The following is a 20,546-nucleotide window of genomic DNA, read 5'->3' as shown; positions in this document are numbered from 1 at the left end:
TTGTGTTTTTCAGAGGGATCCGCTTACGAGCAATCCCTTGAACCATACGGCTTGACGGGACGCTCTTCGCGCTACGGCTTCGGCCGAGCAGCTCGCAGACAGGAGCACAAAGCTTGCGGTGTCACCGACCTTTGGCCATACTTGTTCGCCTTTTTGGTCGAGCGGTGTTATCCCGCCTGTAATGAATCCAAGTGATTGAGAGAGCGAATACTCATCGTTACAACTATATAGTTCAGCGAACCGTCCAGCTCTCTCTAGCTGGTCACCATTACCAAAAGGAGACCAGTGGTCAGTCAGGCTGTCTGTTGCTAATTTTACATGAACACCTTTGTTATGCAGCATCGGGAGAGGCATCGCAGCTTTTCCGATGGGCACCGTCGAGGCAATGGACATACCCAGCGAAGACATCCTTGCAGCTACTTCTTCGGATTCCTGAATAGGAGCACTAGCAAACCAAAACGCATGGCTAACGGTCACTCTTCCTTGCAAGCCAGCTTCTTCCGTCAAATCAGCCAGCCTTAACAAAGTTTGCTTTCCTGCTTCATTGCCATCATGCAAATGTAGATCGATGCCGGCATTGTTCATAACCGCTAGTTCTACCATGGTCTGCAGTGACTTTTCAATGTTGCCGTCTACCGTGAATGGATCTACCCCGCCGACAAGGGTCGCTCCTTCTGCCAAGGATTGCTTTACGAGCCCAACTGTATCCGATCGAAGCAGCCCATGCTGCGGGAATGCAACAATTTCTGAGGAGATTTTGCCAGAGAAAGTTTCCAAGGCTAGCTTGGTTGCCTCTAACCGGTGGAGTCCACTGACGGGTTCAATGTTACAATGGCTGCGGACATGCGTGGCCCCAAACCCTTGAATAAGCGTCAAAATGCTCTCGGCTTGTTGTCTTGCCACAGGCAGCAGTTTAGGCAATAAAACTTTTTCTTCTTCAATCCGCTCGAAAATGCTGGAGACTTTTTTCACCGCTTTCCAAGGCCCGCCATAATACGTTTTATCTAAGTGGATATGTGCCTCCTCGAAAGAGGGCAGCAGCAGGAACTCCTTGCAATCGAACTTGGGTAGATGTCCCTGAGGCTCCAATTCTGATCCAATAATGTCAGCTATGGCGCCGCCTTCAATCCTAATATGACAAATCTTCGTATGTGTACCAACCACTTGACCGTCTTCCATGACATAACCCTGCTCTAATCTCACATTTGTTAACCAATAGGAAGTATGTAACATGATATCCGTCCTTTACGCAGAAATAATAGGGGCTAGGTAAAGCCTCGATGTCTTTGATACATTGTACAACAACCCCAACCCCAACCCCAACCCCAACCCCAACCCCAACCCCAACCACAACTTGCGGAACGTGGTTCCCTTATTCGCGCTAAGACTAGCTAAATCAGCCAGAAACGGAACGAGAAGGCGCTATTTTCCTGGAAAAAGCTATTCTAGAACTGATTTAGGCGGAATAGCGGAACCATGTTCCGCAACTTTCGGGAATTCGACGTTTTCGCAAATATAGAGGAACGCCGTTCCGTATCTCAAGGGACTATCTATTTTCAGCAAAATACCTACTTGGTACATTCTCCATCTATTTCATATTTCAGGGCCAAACGCCGCGAATTAGCTGTATTTATTACAGGTAATTAAGTCCCCAAAGCAGTCCAGAAATAACTGTTGCCAGGGGCAGGGTTATTTTGGTAATATGAGATTCCGTCTCTACGCGGCGACTGCACGACAACGAAACGAAAAGGCTAACCGATCTTGAACGACAAAACAGGAGGTGTTTTATGCTTTTCGCGGTTCTAGCGCGCAAGGCGTACGCAAGAAACTTGCAATACCGTGGCTCACATTTGCTGCATAACGCAGTAAGCGCGGTGTTTGGCTTCATCTATGCCAGCATCTGGATGGGACTTGGCAACGACACATCACTCGGCGAATACGGTGCCCATGGAATCGTGAGTTATATTGCTTTTAATCAAGCGATACTATGGATTACACAATTTACGACGAAAGGGCTTGGACTCGAGCAAGCGGTTCGAACGGGTCAAATAGCGGTCGATCTGATGCGGCCGGTGCATCTGTTTTATCAGGCGATGAGTCGTGAATGGGGCCAGGTGTGGTATCAATTTTTATATAAAAGCATTCCGATTTATGTCCTCTACATGTTCATCTTCTCCTTACAGCTTCCAAAGCACGCTTCCACATACGGTTGGACAGCACTCGCGTTAATAATGGCCTCCTATATATCCATCTGTATGAATTATTTAATCGGCGTTGCCGCTCTATGGACAACAGAATCGCAGTGGTTTTACTGGGTCAATTATTCATTCGCCATGCTGCTTTCCGGCTTCTTTATCCCCGTGGAATGGCTGCCAAGCTGGCTCCAGACCATTAGTTCGTACACACCCTATCCTTATCTACTCTACTATCCAACACGCATCTACTTGGGACTTGAACACGGAACTGCCACGCTCGGCGCTCTCCTATGGAGCATCGGGTTTACTTGTGTCTGCCTCGTTGTTACCCAATGGGTTCGAAGGAAGCTGGAGGTGCAGGGCGGATGATCTCCATTCGATTGTTTATGCTGCTTATTAAAGCTAGTTTGCGAAGCCGCATGCAGTATAAGTTTAATTTTGTTTTTTCGACCCTTATGGCGTCATTTATTCAAATCTCCGAATTCCTAATGGTCGCGTTGGTGATGATGAAATTCGGCAATATCAAGGGCTGGACATTATATGAGGTGGGTTACTTGTACGGGGTCATCATGATTTCCAAAGCGATCTATCGAACACTCGCCTCTGATGTACATCATCTCGAGAAGTATCTCGTCTCGGGTGATTTGGATGGGATTCTAATTCGACCAGTTCCTGTGCTGATTGCCCTGATGACCCAAAATTCGCGGATTCAATTTGCCGAGATCGGACAAGGATTGATCTTATTAATCATCTCGATGAAAGCGCTTTTAGCTAGCGGGCAAATCGGGTGGATCGCCATCCCATTGACCGGTTTCATCATCCTCACAGGCGCTGTCATTTTATTCGCGATTGGGCTTGCGACGGCGGCAGCAGGATTTTGGCTCACACGCATCGAGTTTCTGCAAAACATGACCGAGGATGCCTCCCATACCGCCGCACGTTATCCACTGCATATTTATCCCAAATGGCTGCAAGGTGCGCTATTAGTACTCGTTCCGGTTGGTTTCGTCAATTATATTCCTGCTCTCTATGTGCTTAGACATCAAGGAGGAGTCGGGCTTCTGCTAGGCACGTTGGCAGTCTCCACAGCCGTCCTGTGGCTAGCCATGCGATTCTGGAAGCTAGGACTTTCGCGATATCAAAGCACAGGCAGTTAATTCGATGTACAAAAAGGGAGGGCAAGCAAGCCATGATAACGGTTAGACATCTTCGCAAAACCTTTCAATCCCCCGTCATCCAAGAAGGGAAGTTCTCGGGGATTCGGACCCTTTTTTCTAGGGCATACAAAGAAAAAGAAGCTGTGCGCGATGTAAGCTTCGAGATTGAAACCGGCGAGTTCGTCGGGTATATTGGACCTAATGGGGCGGGCAAGTCGACAACGATCAAAATGCTCACAGGCATCCTGCACCCCACCTCTGGTGAGGTTCTGATCCATGGATGCAGCCCGCAGAAACAACGGAAGCAGGTAGTTAGGCAGCTTGGTGTTGTTTTTGGACAGCGAAGTCAGCTGTGGTGGGATCTTCCTGTGAAGGACTCCTACGAAATCCTCATTGCGATGTATCGCGTGGAGGAAGCTGCGGCGCGCCGTAGACTGGGCGAATTGACCGAGTTGCTGGATTTAAAAGAAATTCTGGATACTCCGGTTCGTAAGCTTTCCCTTGGTCAGCGAATGCGTGCGGATTTGGCGGCTTCGATGCTGCATGATCCGGATATTTTATTCCTGGATGAGCCTACGATTGGCTTGGATGTCGTTGCCAAACGAAATATTCGCGGGTTCCTGCAAACCCTGAATCGGGATTTCGGGAAGACGATCTTGCTTACGACACATGATATGGACGATATTGAACAGCTATGTCCAAGGGTCATCGTCATTAATCATGGGCAAATTGGTTATGATGGTTCCATAGACAAGCTAAGAGAACGCATTGGATTACCGACGATGATGAAGGTAACCTATCGCGGTGAAATTCAAGTGCCGGAGAGCTGGGACTTGCCCTTCCGCGTGGTCGAACAAGAAGCCAATCTCCTGACGATTGCCTGCAATCGACAAGAGCTCAAAGCGATGGATGTGCTGCGCATTGTGAGCGGCTGGGGCGATATGGACGATGTCCATATGGAAGAACCGGAATTTGAAGAAGTGATTCAAAACGTGTACCTTTAACATATACAGAAATCACTTGGGAGTGGAATGAAGCCATGGCGATAGGGAATGAGGAACGAGAGAAGGAAGCGCAGCGCGTCTCTGTGGTGCGAGCGAAGATTAAAGAGCGTATTATCGAGCTGCGCCAAACGGTGGATGACCGCAGATCGGAAGCGACGGCCATTGGTCGCAGCTTCTGGGACGATATCTCCGTCAACGCGGACAATGACGATGATTTGATTGAAACGGCAGCGAGTATGGCTCAGCAGGAGCATGTGCTGCAAGGGCAAGAACGCAGCTACCGACTGGCGCAGGATGCACTGCGTAAGCTGGAGCGTGTTGTTGATGCGCCATATTTTAGCCGTATTGATTTTCAAGAGAAGGGTGAGCAGGAGCGGGAGAAAATCTATATTGGTTTAACTTCCTTTATCGATAGTAAAACCGATGAGATCCTCATCTACGATTGGCGTGCGCCGATAGCTAGCTTGTTCTATGACTATCCGCCAGGCCCGGCGACCTATCGGACACCAGAGATGGATGTCAGCGGTGAGCTCTGGCTCAAGCGTCAATACATCATCAAGGCTGGCGAGCTGCAGGATGTGTTCGATACAGGTATCTCGATCGGTGATGAGATGCTGCAGAAGATGCTCAGCCGCAGTGCGGATGAGAAGATGAGTTCCATCGTCACGACGATACAGCGTGAGCAGAATCAGATCATCCGCGATGATCACCACAAGGTGCTGGTCGTCCAAGGCGCCGCAGGCAGCGGCAAGACGTCCGTCGCGCTGCAGCGCATCGCGTATCTCCTCTACAAGTATCGGACGACGCTTAGCGCCGATAACATGATTCTCTTTTCGCCGAATTCACTGTTCAGCGATTATGTATCACGCGTCCTGCCGGAGTTGGGGGAAGCGACTATGCAGCAAACGACCTTTCAGGATTATCTGACGCATAAATTAACAGATACAGGGCTGAAGCTGGAGGATCCGTATGATCAGCTGGAGTTTATTTTGACGGGTACGGATCAGGATCCTGGATATGCAGCAAGATTGCAGAGCATTACCTACAAGACCTCTGAGGCTTTCCTAGCTGTGATTGAAGCTTACGGGGATAAGCTGAAGCAGGACGGGATCCGATTCGTTGATTTAGCTGTGGGCAAGAAGGTGCTGATCACGGGGGCTGAACTGAGTGAGCGTTTCTATGGCAAGCCCTCCATTCTTGCTATCGGAGAGCGAATGGAGCAGTTGTCGGAGTGGATATTGGAAAGGCTGGACGTGTTTCAAGCGGATGTGCAGAAGCGGTTCTATCGTAAGCTTGTGCGGGAGCCGAAGTATATGGGCACAGAGCCTGAGATGAAGAAAATGAGCCGTGTCAAAGCGCACAAAGCCATCACGCCGCTCAGGGAAAAAGCGCAAAAATTGGCCTATGTGGATGTACTCGGCATGTACATAGACCTATTTACGGATACGAGCTTACAGCAAGAGCTTGTGAAGCTTGCTGGTCAGCCTCTGCCAGAAGACTGGGCGACAATAAGTGAAATAACAATGGAGGCGCTCACGCAAGGTCATCTGCGCTATGAGGATGCAACTCCGCTTGTGTATCTCAAGGGGCTTGTCGAGGGCCAGCTGCGCGTGGGCACGATTCGCTATTGTCTTGTCGATGAAGCGCAGGATTATTCACCGTTCCATTATGCGTATTTGAAAAAGCTGTTTCCACGCGCCCGCTTCACGCTGTTGGGCGATTGGAATCAAGGGATCTTCACGCACGCGAACGCGAACGTGAGCGAGCTCGTAGGTGCAAGTGCCGGCGCCAGCGCTGCACAGCAAGAGCAAGGCTACAGCTCGATCAGCGAGCTGATGGGGGAAGACGAGACGGAGACGATACGTCTCGTCAAGAGTTACCGCTCGACACGCGAAATCACGGAGTTCGCGTGTCAGGTACTGCCGGGCGGCGAACCGGTGGAACCGTTCAGCCGCAGCGGCGATGAGCCGCGCCTGCTGCGCGCGGCTAGCGAGCAAGAGCTGATCCGCCTCGTCGCAGAGGCGGCGGCCATGAGGCGCGATGGCGGCGCAAGCTCCGTCGCGATTATTTGCAAGACCGAGCGCGAGACGGAGTCTGCTCACGGGCGCTTGAAGCCGCTGCTGCCGGAGCTCGCGCGGATCAGCAAAGATACGCTGCACTACGAAGCAGGCGTGATGATCCTGCCGGCGTACCTCGCCAAAGGGCTCGAGTTCGACGCGGTCATTCTCTACGACGCCGGAGCAGCTGTCTACGCGGAGGCGAAGGAACGCAAGCTGTTTTACACGGCTTGCACCCGGGCACTCCATCACCTTGATGTCTGTTATCTAGGTGAATTAACCCCTTTTCTTCCACATAACTAGACATACGTCCATACCCATTCGCCCTGCCTAACATAGTATACATGGAGCAAACAAGATCAGGTTTAGCAGGCGGAAGGGGGAACTAACCATGTCTAACGTTGGATACTCCAGCACAGCAGTTGTTCTGGTATTGTACATTTTGTTGGTTATCATATTGGCAACATTCTAATATAGCTATTGGCTGTATGAGCCGTCTTCCGATCTTAGGAAGGCGGCTTTGTTGCGTGTTTACGCATAATTTTCCAGATGCGGGAGAACTTAACGGTAACTGTATTGTATGGCCACCTCATACCAAAGAGGGAGAACCTTATGCTTGTAAAGAAACAGATTACTGCACTTCAATTATATACGATCGTGATTATTTCAATCGCGATTACGAATCACGTCTTGCTTATCCCTGTGTTGTTACACTTCGGGAAGAGGGATTCTTGGGTAGGGGCCTCGTTGGCTATCGTGCCAATGCTCTTTTGGACCTGTCTTATTTATTTCCTGGTGCGACGATCGAAGCAGGGCGACTTAATCGACTGGATCAGAATGAGAGTGGGGAAATGGGGTGCGTATCTTGTTCAAGTTGCCATTATTCTAATCTGTTTTACACATGCCATCGTTACCATCAGAGATGTAACCATGTGGACACACATCACTTATTTGCCAAGAACTCCACCATTATTAATTGTATTGATGTTTATGATATTCTGTTTTTTTGCAGCAAAAGAAGGAATTAAAGCGATTGCGATTACTGCGGGCATCTTATTACCAACTGTTGTTGTTCTTGGTTACTTTGTTATGGGTGCTAATTTTCAATATAAGGATTACACGCTGCTCACACCGCTTTTTACACATGGCTATGGTCCCACAATCACTAGTATGTTATTGACCTGCAGCGCTTCTTTTGAAATATTGAGTGTTCTCATCATGCAGCACCATGTCCGGACACCTATTCGTTTGCGAGCCTTACTCATTCTAACTACTTGTGTAATTGGGCTTACCATTGGTCCTCTAACCGGGGCTATTGCCATATTTGGTCCCTTCGAAGCAGCGGATTTAAGGTACCCTGCCTTTGAACAATGGCGAATGGTCACACTTGGGAAATATATTTCCCATTTGGACTTCTTATCCATTTTCCAATGGATTTCAGGCTCTTGCATGCGTACCTCGATATTGATGTTCATTAGTGTGGATATGATGAGAGTTCGGAAGAAATCGACTAGAACCAAGATCATGGCTTGTGTTAGCTTAGGTCTGCTAGGACTATGCATGTTTCCCATATCGGACAACCAAATGGTGCTATGGCTGCAAAACTATTACTATTCGTATATGTTTGTTGTCGGCTTATTACTGCTGTTGTTCCTGCTTGTAGTTGCGACGCTGCCAATAAGGCGAAAGGAGAAAGATGCCTAGTGAATGAGCAAGATTTCCGTGAATGGTTTGCTCTTTCGGACGACGTAATTTTGAAAACATACCCTGTCAAGCAGGGGGGAATGGTTCAGCATGTTACGATGTTGTATTGCGAGGGAATGGTACGTACTGAAGCGATCGATGGGCTCGTACTGCCTAAGCTGCAGGCTTTTATAGATAGTGACTATTATCAAAATCAAAACGCTCTTGATCTGAGTACGATGCTGCAATTGGTCAAGTTCACCGGTAATCGCGTCATAGATGATATGAAATTAGCTGTGTATGCGGGACGATTGATTTTATTTTTTGAAAATACCCAAGCTTTATATTCACTGGATATTGCCGCACCTCCGAACCGTTCACCAGAGGAATCTAGTACGGAAACTTCGATTAAAGGTCCACGTGATGGATTTACGGAAGATGTGATCATGAATATTGCTTTAGTTCGTAAACGATTGGCCACACCGAGCTTATGCTGTGAAAAGATACAATTGGGACGAAAAAGCAACACGACAGTTGCCTTACTGTATCTCGGCGATGTCATCAATGAGTCGATCATTCAAGAAGCAAGAGACCGACTGCAATCGATTGATGTCGATGCAGTTCTAAGCAGCGCGCAGCTCGAGGATGCCTTATCTGGGCGAACCTATTCGATCTTCCCTCTTCTGAATTATACAGGCAGACCTGATTTTGTAGCTGATAGCTTACTTCGCGGTCGATTTGCGATTATCGTGGATGGATCGCCGATGGTTCTCGTTGCACCAGTTACCTTAACCTATATTCTAAATTCACCCGAAGATGTTCATAATCCCTTCTATTATGTTGCATTCGAGAGATTGCTAAGAATGGTTGGTTTGCTCATTTCTATATTGCTGCCCGGCTTATGGATTTCGGTTTCCAGCTTTAATTTGGACCAAATTCCATATCAACTCGTAGCCACAATTTCCTCTTCACGATTAGGCTTACCTTTATCAGGTCCTATGGATTTTATTATCATGCTGATGTTATTTGAATTGTTCCGGGAAGCGGGCGCTCGTTTGCCCAAAGTGGTTGGACAAACGGTCACCGTTGTTGGTGGATTAATTGTTGGGGACGCGGCAATACGCTCCGGGATTACAAGTCCCACTACCTTGGTGGTTACTGCGTTATCCACGATTTCAATGTATACACTTGTCAATCAATCTCTTGCAGGTACTATTACGGTTTTACGAATTGTCATTCTGTTGATCTCCACCATGTTCGGTATATACGGATTCATGATTTCCCTCATGGGACTAGTTCTTTTTATGTCGACGCTTGAGTCATTTGGCGTGCCTTATCTCACACCGCTTTCACCGCCACTCTTTGGGGAAGTGATCACGTCCTTATTTACTAAGGCTTGGAAAAAGCTTAAGCTAAGGCCCCGGGAACTTAAGACGCAGGATGATACTAGGCAAGGTAGTGAACCGTCATGATGAAAACAGCTTTGGTCAAATTGGCAGTGAGCACAGTATTGTTAATTAGCCTAACGGGCTGTTGGGATTTGAAAACGATTCAAGATACGAACTACATGACTGCGATAGGTTTTGATTTTAAAGATGGGAAATACATTGTATATGGCCAAATGTTGGATTTCGCCAGCGTGGCGAAACAAGAGGGTGGTCAGTCGTCGCAACCGCCTTTGATTTGGGTAGGTAAAGAAGAAGCAGCAACCGTTAGTGAAGCGTTCAGTAAGCTTTATCGTACGTCTCAGCAGCGCGTTTTTTGGGGACATGTCGGCGCCTATTTGTTTTCTAAAGATGCATTAGATCAGGGCATTAGCAAATTTACAGACGGAGCCATACGTTACAGTGAAACAAGATTTACGCAATGGGTGTATAGCACGGACGAGTCTATTGAATCCATTTTCTCCGTTATCCCGTTCTTCAATGTCTCGCCGATGAGCTCAATATTAATGCAACCGGTAGATAACTATCGTCAACGCTCTTACATTAACCCATATCGCTTGTTTGGACTGGTTTCCCGCATACGGGAGCCTGGATATACTGTGATGCTCCCCTCGTTGGACATCGAAAAAGAGGTATGGAAGAAAAATCAAAAACCAGATTCAAAACTAAGAGTGAATGGCGCTTATTCACTGAACAAACAACATGATTTGGAATGGTTTTCCGAAAATCAATTAAATGGTGCAAGATGGTTGAATAAACATACGAGTCGTACCCCAATGGTTGTATATAGGGAAGGTAAGGCAGCTCAAAACGTGACCATTAGACCGAAGGCTCATATCAAGGTACGAGTGAATGGAGAGCAATCCATTTTCGATATTGAGATTAAAGCACCATCTGCCGTTACTGAAATATTTGATGAAATTGATGAGATTGAGTTGGGAAAAATAATATCCAAACAAATAACGGAGGAAGTTGAGCAGACTTTTAAGCTTGGAAAAAGCCGAGGAATTGATATATTCGCTTTGGAGCATGTGTTGTATAGAGATGATTTCAAAGCATGGGCCAAACTAACCAATTATGGTGAGAAGCCGCTAACTGACTATGAACTCGGCAACATCTCGGTGAAGGTGTTAGTCCTCCACTCTGGGATGCTCAAAATGAATGAGAAAACGAAACAATATTAGCAAGATAAATTGGCTGCCTACTGATGCTAAGAAGATCAGGGGGCGGCTTTTTTGATTTGAGTTATCAGCAACCTCTAGACCGCACGCTGCCACGCGCCACGCACTCCAGTTGATTTGGTTGTGGTGTTAGCTTTGCAACCTAACCCCTGTCTAACGGACATAGAAGGCTCTAATTGTTTGTATTCTAGGTTTTTGAAACGCTAACGAACACAGACGTCACTATTCGTCGAAATTCAGTCATCAATAGGCGTTTAAAGTGAAAATAACGGCTTTGGTGTCCGTTAATCTCCGAAAAGAGCTATTCAGGCAGAAATAACGTCCATGATGTCCGTTAGGGATGTAAACTCCTGATCTGTAACCGATAACCTCAAATTTTTGGATTGGTGCGTGACCAACAGCCCAACCATAGCTACTTCCTACCACACTATCCCTCGTCCAACCCGCCAACCAGCTAAGTCTCCACCCGAACCCGAACCCCTCCCACCCACAGTTTAGAAAAATTTAAGAATTGTTTTAGGCCATGTTAATAGGCGCTTTAGGGGCAATTAACTCTTGAGGGCTAAGATAGTCAATATGGAAGCGCAAGTAGCGCAGCCAAATTAGAGAAAGCGTATGAATTACGCGGAGGCAGGACGAGATGAATAAGAAGTTAGCGATGTTGGGATTAGGTGTAGCGGTAGGCAGCATGATGCTAGTGACCTCTGTATATGCAGGTGTGGGCGAAGCTCCCGGATACGAAGCTTTCAAATCAGCCGTGAAACAAACAGCGACAATCAAGAATGTAACGCGCCAAGTCAATGTATCTTTACAGGACAATGGAGCTTCCTTGCTCCAAGTGAAATCGACGATTAAAACCGGCGGAGCCGATCACGCTGGAAGCGCACAAGTGAATGTAGTAAGTGGCACTAATGAACAGCAAACGATCCAATTCTACAGCCAAGACGGCAAGCAAATTATCAAAACAGCCGATTCAGACGTATACAAAGTCATTGAAGGTGACGCAAAGCCAGATAAGTTCAAAGGACATAACAAAGGCAATCATACCCCAGACCCACAAACCATCAGCGAAGTGGAAAATGTCGTGGATACCCTAGTCGGCAACCTGAAAAATTATGTCACGATGGACGAAGCAGCTGGGAACGGCAAAGAGATTCATTTTAAGCTCTCTGGCAGCCAAATCTCTCCGGTTGTGAACACCGTGGGTTCACTCGTCATTAAACATGGTGCAATGGCCAAAGATGAGCCAGTGCCAGCCAAGGCCAACACGCTGGGGATTGACCTCGCGACACTAAGAAACAGCCTGCCACAGCTATCTTCCGACATCTCGATGGATGAAGTGGAAGTGAATGCCAGCGTGGATAGCGATGATCACATTACGAGCCAGTCTGCACAAATTCATTTGTCCGGTAAAGATGCACAAGGTGCCGAGCATGATGTTGTGCTGCGCATTGACATGACACTCTCAAGCTTGAACTCAACACTACCTGATACTGTGGATTTGAGCGGCAAGCAAGTGGAGAACGTGAAATTTGATGAAATGTCGGGCCACAAAAACTGGGGCGACAAGCACTAAGAACTAAGAACTAAGAATCACCAAAGAGGAGCCGTCAACCTCGGTTGACCTCCTCATTTCCTTTTGAAGGGCGGAAACAGTGTGAAGCACGTCGTTGAACTGAACAATGTGACGAAAATATTTAATAACCTGCGCGGCATCCATCATGTGAATATGACCGTGCAGCGCGGTGATATTTACGGCTTTTTTGGGCCGAATGGAGCGGGGAAAACAACCGTCATGAAGATCATGACTGGCCTATCTCAGGCGCAGCAGGGTGAGGTAAAGCTGTTCGGCTACAGCGTGAAAACGCAGTATGAGCTAGCGATGGCGAAGGTTGGCGTTTTGATCGAAACCGCAGAAGCGTATACCTACATGAGCGGCAGAAGGAATTTGGAGCAAGCAGCGCGATTGTACCCAGAAGTGAGCAAGCAGCGTATAGACGAAGTACTGGAAATCGTAGACTTAACCCCTTTTCAGCATGAAAAGGTAGCGGGTTACTCGCTGGGCATGAAGCAAAGGCTTGGACTAGCGGCCGCGATGCTGGCTAAGCCGGAACTTCTCATTCTCGATGAGCCGACGAACGGTCTCGATATCGAGGGCATGGTTCACATTCGGGAAATTATCCTGCGGTTAGCGAGAGAGGAACGGATCACGTTCTTAATCTCCTCTCACCTCATCCACGAGATGGAGCTGATGTGCAATCGCATTGGCATCATACATCAAGGCAAGCTCGTCCGTGAGGGACTCGTTTCCGATTTGATCAAAGGCAGCGCATCTCTGGAAGCGGCTTACCTGCGTGAAATACAAGAAGTCAGGGGGCTTGCCGCGCATGCCTAGCATTTTAACAGCTAACGTCTGGAATGAGACGCTGAAACTTGCCTACAAAAAGAAAACCATCTTCTTCCTAGCCGTAACCTTGCTGCTCCCGATCTTTGCAGGCATCTTGCTTTCGAGGTTTCAGGATGGTATCGGCATTGGCGCGATCGCCGCAAAGGATTTCCCTATCGTCATGCTTGGTTTGTTCACGAGTATCTTCCTGCCTTTGTTCGTGTTCATGGGGGCTGCGGATGTGTTCTCTGGTGAGATGGGGGACCGTACAATGAAAAACATCCTGACTCGGCCACTCTCCCGCTTCAAAGTGTTCGCATCCAAACAACTAGCGCTCGCCATCTACATTGCACTCTATTTGGCCGTAGCCCTCATCGCATCGGTGCTCTCGGCTTTCCTATTTCAACACTTCGGAGGCTTAGGAACACTCGCCAATTGGCTTCTGGCTTACGGCGCTGCCTTCGTACCTCTTCTCGTACTAAGTATCGCAGCGGTATGCTTAGCGCAGTTTTTCTCCAGCAGCAGCTCTGCGTTAACAGTGAGCATTCTCTTGTATCTAGCTTTTAAGGTAGCAGCCTTCTTCTTGCCACAGATTGCGACTTACTCACCTACAGCTTATATGGATTGGCATATGCTTTGGGTTGGCGGTTCGATGGTGACGAGCAAGATTATGTCGATCTTTATGTTTTTGACAGCGTGCAGTATACTATTTTTTACAGCAGGTTACTATTTGTTCGATAAAAAGGAGCTCTGAACCCGATGTCGATTCGCGTACGGCTAGTCCTATCCTATATTGCCATGCTGCTTGTACCGCTTGTGCTTTTTGGGCTAGCCGTCATTCTGATCAGCATCGCCACTTTCGGGAGCTTGAAATCTGGCTTCGAAGTGGACTTCTCGCACGGCAATCCGATCAAGAGAGTTGTCGACCAGGAGTTGGAGAATGTCGCCTATATGAAGGCGAAGACGGATACCGATCCGGATGCCTTTCTGGATGAGGTGTTCGTGAAGGATTTGGAGCAGCGTTTTCACAAAATCAATATGGGGCTGATTATCCGTAAGGATCAAGCCATCACCTATATCTCTCCTTATATTAAGCAGGGTGAGGCGGGGGACACCGCGAAGCTGCCGGCATTCGGCACATCCTCAGGGAAGTTCCAGCGCAATCAAGGTTCCCTGTGGATAACTAGACAGCAGGATTTCTTATTTTCCGATAAAAGTAAAGGTACCGTGTTTGTATTCTTGGACGGAGGTCCTTTTCAGAAATATTTGCACCAGTTCTCCAAATCTGTTTTCTTAACGTTCTTGTTCATCCTCATCGCTACCAATGGCGTGCTGACTTACTTTGTTTCGCGTAGCATTATTCGGCCACTACGAGCACTCAAACGTGCAACAGAGGAGATTAAAGAAGGGAATCTGGATTTTGAGATTGTTCCACACGGGAATGATGAACTTGGCGAACTGAGTGTCGCTTTTGAAGAAATGCGCCGCAAGCTCAAGAAATCCGTGGAGCTTCAGCTCCAATATGAGGAGAATCGTAAGGAGCTCATTTCGAATATTTCCCATGATTTAAAAACGCCAGTCACCGCGATCAAAGGCTATGTCGAAGGCATCATGGATGGCGTTTCGAATTCGCCGGATAAGCTAGACAAGTATATTCGCACCATTTATAACAAAGCGGCGGATATGGATCGGCTGATTGATGAGCTGTTTCTATTTTCCAAGCTGGATCTGGGGAAGGTTCCCTTTCAATTTGAAACCGTCGATCTAGGAAATTACGTGCAGGATTGTGCGCAGGAATTACAATTTGATATGGAGAAAAAAGGGGTTCAGTTTACACTTTCGGATCTGCCACAGGCACCGATACTGGTAACAGCAGATCGTGATAAGCTTAGACGCGTGCTTCTGAACATTATAGAGAATGCAGTCAAATACAGTGAAGAGGGCAACTGCCAGATCACGTTAAGTGTGATGACGCAAGGCGATTTCGCAGTTATTCAAATCAAGGATAACGGTCAGGGCATCTCAGAGGAGGCGCTTCCGCATATCTTCGACCGTTTCTATCGCGCAGATCCATCACGCAATACGGCAACAGGAGGCAGCGGGCTAGGGCTCGCGATTGCGAAGCAAATCATTGAGGAGCATAGCGGGCGCATTGGCGCAACGAGCGTGCTCGGGCTTGGCACTACTGTGTTTATGGCCTTACCACTTTATCAGGGGAAGGGAAGTGAAGCATGAGTCGGATTTTGATCGTAGAAGATGAACAAAGCATTGCCGAGCTAGAGCGGGATTATTTAGAGATTAATGGGTACGAAGTGGATATAGAGACGAGCGGCGAGCGTGGACTAGAGCGAGCACTGACGATTGAGTATGATCTCGTGATACTCGACCTTATGCTCCCGATTATGGATGGCTTTGAAATATGCCGGCGTATTCGCAGTGTGAAGGACATTCCAATCGTCATGGTTTCGGCGAAAAAAGAAGACATAGACAAGATACGCGGTCTAGGTCTTGGCGCTGACGATTACATGATCAAGCCGTTTAGCCCCAGTGAGCTGGTAGCTAGGGTGAAAGCACATCTGGCCCGATATGAACGGTTAATGGGGCGTCGCGAGTCGAAGAACGATGAGGTTCGCATTCGCGGCTTGATGATTGATAAAACAGCGAGGCGCGTGTTCGTGAATGACAAAGAGGTCATGTTCACGACCAAAGAATTCGATCTGCTGACCCATCTCGCGATGAATCCGAACCGGGTATACAGCAAGGAACAGCTGTTTGACCTTTTGTGGGGCATGGATGCTATGGGTGAAATTGCGACTGTGACCGTACATATCCGCAAACTGCGAGAGAAAGTGGAGCAGGACCCATCCAATCCACAATATATTGAAACCATATGGGGAGCGGGCTATCGTTTCCGAATCTAATAAGAAGCTTGGGGGAGTTGCCTAACTCATCTCAGGCTTTTTGGTTGTTCGCTTCCGTTTGATCAAAATGGTTATTTACTTCGTCACTTTGTTAAGATATTGTAAAGGTTACTTAACTAGAGGAGTCATCGACGATGGAATTTACTGTGGATCTGCATATTTTAATGAAATTAGGGATTTCGGCTATCTTTGGATTAATTATTGGTTTGGAACGTGAAATTAGGAATAAACCGCTTGGACTTAAGACCTCGCTTGTCATTTGCCTAAGCAGCTGCTTGTTGACCATCGTGTCCATCGAATCTGCGAATAAGTATGCTGTTGCTGGTTTACATGTGATGGATCCGATGAGGTTGGCGGCGCAAGTTGTGAGCGGAATCGGTTTCCTCGGAGCAGGTGTCATTCTGCGCAAGCACAATGATGTCATTATCGGGTTGACGACGGCTGCGATGATCTGGGGGGCTGCGGGGCTTGGGATTGCGGTTGGCGCGGGTTTCTACGTTGAAGCTTTTTTCGGACTTCTGCTGATTCTCGTTAGCGTAATTGTTTTGCCTTATTTTATTAAAAAAATGGGCCCTAGACCGCTCATCATGAAAGATCTGCGCGTGCGTCTGATCGTATCTCATGATGGGAATTTAACGGCGATCATCAAAGAGATTATTGCCAAAGGGTACAAAATGAAAAGCGTCCACATCAAAGAGTTGAATCAAGAACTGCAGGAGCTGAATTTCATCGTATACGTTGATCGCAAATACGCTTCTGAAGTGTTTGATGAGATGAAGAGTATAGCGTATATCGAGATCGCCGAAGTAGAAACGTTGTGAAGAGAGACCGGATCGTGGCCCTAGGGCTGCTTTCCGGTCTTTTGTTTACATAGTACGCCGGCCGTGGCACGCTAGCGCACAAAAAATGTGCTAAGGCAATCGTTCCCGCTGGCCGTGGCACGCTAGCGCACAAAAAATGTGCGCAAGGTAAGAGTTCCCGCTGGCCGTGGCACGCTAGCGCACAAAAAATGTGCGCAAGGCAAGGGTTTCAGTCGGCGGTGGCACGCTAGCGCACAAAAAATGTGCGCAAGGCAAGGGTTCCCGCCGGCCGTGGCACGCTAGCGCACAAAAAATGTGCGCAAGGCAAGGGTTCCCGTCGGCCGTCGCACGCTAGCGCACAAAAAATGTGCGCAAGGCAATCGTTCCCGCTGGCCGTCGCACGCTAGCGCACAAAAAATGTGCGCAAGGCAAGGGTTCCCGCCGGCCGTGGCACGCTAGCGCACAAAAAATGTGCGCAAGGCAAGGGTTTCAGTCGGCGGTGGCACGCTAGCGCACAAGAAATGTGCGCAAGGCAAGGGTTCCGTCGGCAGACGCACGTTAGCGCACAAAAAATGTGCGCAAGGCAAAGGTTTCAGTCGGCGGTGGCACGCTAGCGCACAAAAAATGTGCGCAAGGCAAAGGTTCCCGTCGGCGGTGGCACGCTAGCGCACAAAAAATGTGCGCAAGGCAAGGGTTCCCGCCGGTCGTGGCACGTTAGCGCACAAAAAATGTGCGCAAGGTAAGAGTACCCGCCGGCCGTGGCACGCTAGCGCACAAGAAATGTGCGCAAGGCAAGGGTTTCAGTCGGCGGTGGCACGCTAGCGCACAAAAAATGTGCGCAAGGCAAAGGTTCCCGCCGGCCGTGGCACGCTAGCGCACAAAAAATGTGCGCAAGGCAAGGGTTTCAGTCGGCCGTGGCACGCTAGCGCACAAAAAATGTGCGCAAGGCAAGGGTTCCCGCCGGCTGACGCACGCTAGCGGCTATTTTATTTAGGCTGAAACGCCAAGAGCTGCTGCGAATTTGATACCTAGCTCATGGCATTGTTGTTTCTCATCCTTGGACGGATTAAGCTCAACCTTGAAGCCATCAAATACTTTTTCCCCGCCGATTTCGGCTAATTTCTCTTCGAGTGTATCCACTGCCTTGCCAAAATACGTGTAGGAGGAGTCAGCAGAACCGAATACGCCGAACTTGCGTCCTTCTAGATTCAGATCATCCATTTCCTCGTAGAAATCTTCGTACTCATCAGGTAAATCGCCATCTCCCCACGTGTAAGCCCCGAGTAGAATACCATCATAGTTCTCGAGCTCATTGGCGTTAGCATCCATGACGTTTTTGAGAACAGGCTCGACCCCCGCCTCTTGAATACCGGCTGCAATCGCCTCGGCGAGTTCTTCTGTATTTCCTGACATGCTTGCGTATACGATAATAATTTTGGACATGGTGGACCTCCTAAAAGATATGTGATGTAGCGGAACATGCGGTAGATGGTGCATCCTGCATCCCATCCATTAACTCCCATCATATTAGTTGATAATGATTATCATTGTCAACAATAAATTTAAAATGTTCGTACTGTAACCCGATACGACTAGGCCAGAGAACGTGCTACAATAGGGATAGGAAGGGGGCTGCGCCATGGAGAATGTTCTACAGCATTTGAAAAATCTGGGCTTCACGGATCTGGAAGCCAAGTGTCTGCACGTGCTTGCCATAAGCGGCACGCAAACTGGCTACGAAATCGCCAAGGGGCTTGGCGTATCACGCTCGAACGTGTACGCAGCTTTGCAAAAGCTTGCGGAAAAGGGCGCAGTGCTCACGAGTCACGGTGAGCCCACCGTGTATCAAAGCGTGCCGATCGAGGAGATAGGCGAGCGAATGGAAGCGGAGCTGCAAGCCTCGATCCGCTATGTGAAAGAGCATCTGCCGAAGCAAGAAGCGCATCGGACGGAGTACTTCAGCTTGGAAGGCGACGCCAAGGTTATTGAGCGTGTTCGCTCGGAGCTAAAAAAAGCGAAGGAAGAAGTGTTCTGTGATCTGTCCCCTGAGGAAGCCAAGCTGCTGAAGGAGGACATTCGCACGGTGACAACGCAAGGCGTGCGTGTCATCGTCATGCCGACGCGCGAAGCGGGGGCTGGTTTTTATCCTTTTGCGCGTAAACGAAGCGAGGGCTTGAAGGGTCAAGAGGGTCGGAAGTTTGCGATGCTCATTGATCGTAGTTTGGCGATCGTTGGCACACGTGGCGGTAATGATCCAACACTTGCGATGTTAACGGAACATCCTGCGATGGTGGAACTGCTGTATAACCATTTCTGCAGTAGTGTCGTGCTGCATGAGCTTGGGCAGGATATGGGCGCGAAGCTCGAGGATAAATATGGTAGAAATTTCAAGAAAATCATACAGAAACATATAGATGGCAAAGTGCCTGAGTCGAAGAAAGTGGATGAGGGAAAAATAATTTCGCTTAAGCTCCATGCTGAGAATGAGATCGCGGGAGAGCTGGGAAGTCACGACGAGGGTGTATCTGGTGAGGAGAAGCTCGGCGAAGAGAAGCTTGAGTCAGGGAAGTTGCGCGAATCGAGTGGCGAAAGTAAGTTAAGCGAAGGAAAGTCTGGAGAAGGAACATTTGACCAAGGGAAGTCAGGACAAGGAAAGAGGAAGAAAAAGAAATGATCCAGCATGAGCATGTAGAAGATCAAGAGCGGATACTACTCGCGGCGGAAGCGCTCGTGAAGGAAAAGCTGGAGCGCGATAGCAGCGGCCACGATTGGTGGCATATTTATCGCGTGGTGCAGACGACGAAGCGCATTGCCGCCCAAGAGGGCGCTGACCGCTTCGTCTGCGAGCTTGCGGCGCTGCTTCACGACGTCGTCGACGAGAAGCTGAACGCCGACCCAGCTGCGGCACAGCGCGAGCTGGAGGCTTGGCTTGCCGCCAGCGGCACGCCGGCGGCGCAGGTGGAGCACGTGCTGGAAATTATCAGCACGATGTCTTTCAAGGGCGGCGCGCGGCCGCCGATGCGCACGCTGGAAGGCCAGGTCGTGCAGGATGCCGACCGGTTGGATGCGATTGGCGCGGTGGGCATCTCGCGCGTGTTTGCCTATTCGGGCTGGAAAGGCCGCCCGATTCATGATCCTTCCGTCATCGCGCGCGAGCACATGACGGAGAAGGAATATCGCGGGGGCAATGACACCGCGATTAATCACTTTTACGAGAAGCTCCTCAAGCTGAAGGAGCTTATGAATACGGCCTACGCGAGGGAGCTCGCGGAGGAGCGGCATCGCTTCATGGAGCTGTATCTGCAGCAGTTTTATGCCGAGTGGGAAGGCGAGCGATAAGATTGGTTGTTGGGAAGAGAGCCTGGGGGCTCTCTTTTTTTGTGGTTCTCACGCTGTTAGTCCTCAGACCTGTGGAATAACTGGATTACCTCCAGTTATTTTTGCAATGGAGGGGGAGTAATTAGGCTAGTTTGAAACAAAGAAGAGGAACTGAGGCGAAATAATGCAACTGTTGAATTAGGCGCGAGTGAGAAGTAGCTAGCAATTTGTGATGTTGTATTCCTTACAACATTATGAGGGCGAGCAGCCCAAAATCCGACCAAAACAGCTCATAATGTTGCACAAAGTGCAACATAGAGGCTAACATTTGTGTTTTCCCCCCAATAATGTTGTACATCGTACAACATCCCTGCGAGCATAGTGGCAGTCTCCGCTCTC

General features: G+C 48.7%; 17 protein-coding genes. 15 read left to right on the top strand and 2 right to left on the bottom strand.

Annotated elements, in window-relative coordinates:
• Positions 1–9: 9 nt before the first annotated feature.
• Positions 10–1,233 carry an amidohydrolase gene (locus tag AC58QO_RS17330; RefSeq protein ID WP_497267650.1) on the bottom strand — a complete coding sequence of 408 codons (1,224 nt, stop codon included), beginning with the start codon at positions 1,231–1,233 and terminating at the stop codon, positions 10–12.
• Positions 1,234–1,787: 554 nt separating this feature from the next.
• Here AC58QO_RS17330 and AC58QO_RS17325 point away from each other — a divergent pair.
• The 13 genes from AC58QO_RS17325 to AC58QO_RS17265 all read left to right on the top strand — a co-directional run bounded on the left by AC58QO_RS17325 (position 1,788) and on the right by AC58QO_RS17265 (position 16,850).
• A complete protein-coding gene (locus AC58QO_RS17325) occupies positions 1,788–2,564 on the top strand; it encodes an ABC transporter permease (protein ID WP_497267649.1) in 777 nt (258 codons plus the stop codon).
• Positions 2,561–3,352 (top strand): ABC transporter permease, encoded by a 792-nt coding sequence (locus AC58QO_RS17320; protein ID WP_497267647.1) that lies wholly within the window; start codon positions 2,561–2,563, stop codon positions 3,350–3,352. Before AC58QO_RS17325 ends, AC58QO_RS17320 begins: the two co-directional genes overlap by 4 nt.
• 32 nt (positions 3,353–3,384) lie before the next feature.
• Positions 3,385–4,356 (top strand): ABC transporter ATP-binding protein, encoded by a 972-nt coding sequence (locus AC58QO_RS17315; RefSeq protein WP_497267645.1) that lies wholly within the window; start codon positions 3,385–3,387, stop codon positions 4,354–4,356.
• A 35-nt stretch (positions 4,357–4,391) separates the two neighbouring features.
• Positions 4,392–6,716 carry an RNA polymerase recycling motor HelD gene (gene helD / locus AC58QO_RS17310; RefSeq protein WP_497267643.1) on the top strand — a complete coding sequence of 775 codons (2,325 nt, stop codon included), beginning with the start codon at positions 4,392–4,394 and terminating at the stop codon, positions 6,714–6,716.
• Positions 6,717–7,025: 309 nt separating this feature from the next.
• Entirely contained in the window at positions 7,026–8,117 is a 1,092-nt protein-coding gene (locus AC58QO_RS17305; RefSeq protein WP_497267641.1) for a GerAB/ArcD/ProY family transporter, read from the top strand.
• Positions 8,117–9,568, top strand: coding sequence for a spore germination protein (locus AC58QO_RS17300; RefSeq protein ID WP_497267639.1), 1,452 nt, complete (start codon positions 8,117–8,119; stop codon positions 9,566–9,568). Before AC58QO_RS17305 ends, AC58QO_RS17300 begins: the two co-directional genes overlap by 1 nt.
• Positions 9,565–10,725 (top strand): Ger(x)C family spore germination protein, encoded by a 1,161-nt coding sequence (locus AC58QO_RS17295; RefSeq protein WP_497267637.1) that lies wholly within the window; start codon positions 9,565–9,567, stop codon positions 10,723–10,725. Before AC58QO_RS17300 ends, AC58QO_RS17295 begins: the two co-directional genes overlap by 4 nt.
• Positions 10,726–11,362: 637 nt before the next feature.
• Entirely contained in the window at positions 11,363–12,298 is a 936-nt protein-coding gene (locus AC58QO_RS17290) for a hypothetical protein (RefSeq protein WP_497267635.1), read from the top strand.
• 81 nt (positions 12,299–12,379) lie between these two features.
• A complete protein-coding gene (locus AC58QO_RS17285) occupies positions 12,380–13,117 on the top strand; it encodes an ABC transporter ATP-binding protein (protein WP_497267633.1) in 738 nt (245 codons plus the stop codon).
• On the top strand, positions 13,110–13,862 hold the full coding sequence (locus AC58QO_RS17280) for a DUF2705 family protein (RefSeq protein WP_497267631.1): 753 nt from the start codon (positions 13,110–13,112) through the stop codon (positions 13,860–13,862). Before AC58QO_RS17285 ends, AC58QO_RS17280 begins: the two co-directional genes overlap by 8 nt.
• A 5-nt stretch (positions 13,863–13,867) precedes the next feature.
• Positions 13,868–15,343: a sensor histidine kinase gene (locus AC58QO_RS17275; protein WP_497267629.1), complete on the top strand. Its 1,476-nt coding sequence runs from the start codon at positions 13,868–13,870 to the stop codon at positions 15,341–15,343.
• The gene (locus AC58QO_RS17270) at positions 15,340–16,029 is read left to right on the top strand and encodes a response regulator transcription factor (protein ID WP_497267628.1); all 690 of its coding nucleotides are present in this window, start codon (positions 15,340–15,342) and stop codon (positions 16,027–16,029) included. Before AC58QO_RS17275 ends, AC58QO_RS17270 begins: the two co-directional genes overlap by 4 nt.
• Before the next feature lie 134 nt (positions 16,030–16,163).
• The gene (locus AC58QO_RS17265; protein WP_497267626.1) at positions 16,164–16,850 is read left to right on the top strand and encodes an MgtC/SapB family protein; all 687 of its coding nucleotides are present in this window, start codon (positions 16,164–16,166) and stop codon (positions 16,848–16,850) included.
• A gap of 969 nt (positions 16,851–17,819) precedes the next feature.
• Here AC58QO_RS17265 and AC58QO_RS17260 read toward each other — a convergent pair.
• On the bottom strand, positions 17,820–18,272 hold the full coding sequence (locus AC58QO_RS17260; RefSeq protein WP_497267625.1) for a flavodoxin: 453 nt from the start codon (positions 18,270–18,272) through the stop codon (positions 17,820–17,822).
• A 196-nt stretch (positions 18,273–18,468) separates the two neighbouring features.
• Here AC58QO_RS17260 and AC58QO_RS17255 point away from each other — a divergent pair, with 196 nt between their 5' ends.
• Positions 18,469–19,503, top strand: a complete 1,035-nt coding sequence (locus tag AC58QO_RS17255; protein WP_497267623.1) for a TrmB family transcriptional regulator — start codon at positions 18,469–18,471, stop codon at positions 19,501–19,503.
• On the top strand, positions 19,500–20,168 hold the full coding sequence (locus AC58QO_RS17250) for an HD domain-containing protein (protein ID WP_497267622.1): 669 nt from the start codon (positions 19,500–19,502) through the stop codon (positions 20,166–20,168). The genes AC58QO_RS17255 and AC58QO_RS17250 overlap by 4 nt, the downstream gene beginning before the upstream one ends.
• The last annotated feature ends 378 nt before the right edge of the window (positions 20,169–20,546 follow it).

Source organism: Paenibacillus sp. J31R30 (assembly GCF_059692115.1).
The sequence above is the reverse complement of the archived record's forward strand: the minus strand, read 5'-3'. Positions and strand labels throughout refer to the sequence as shown.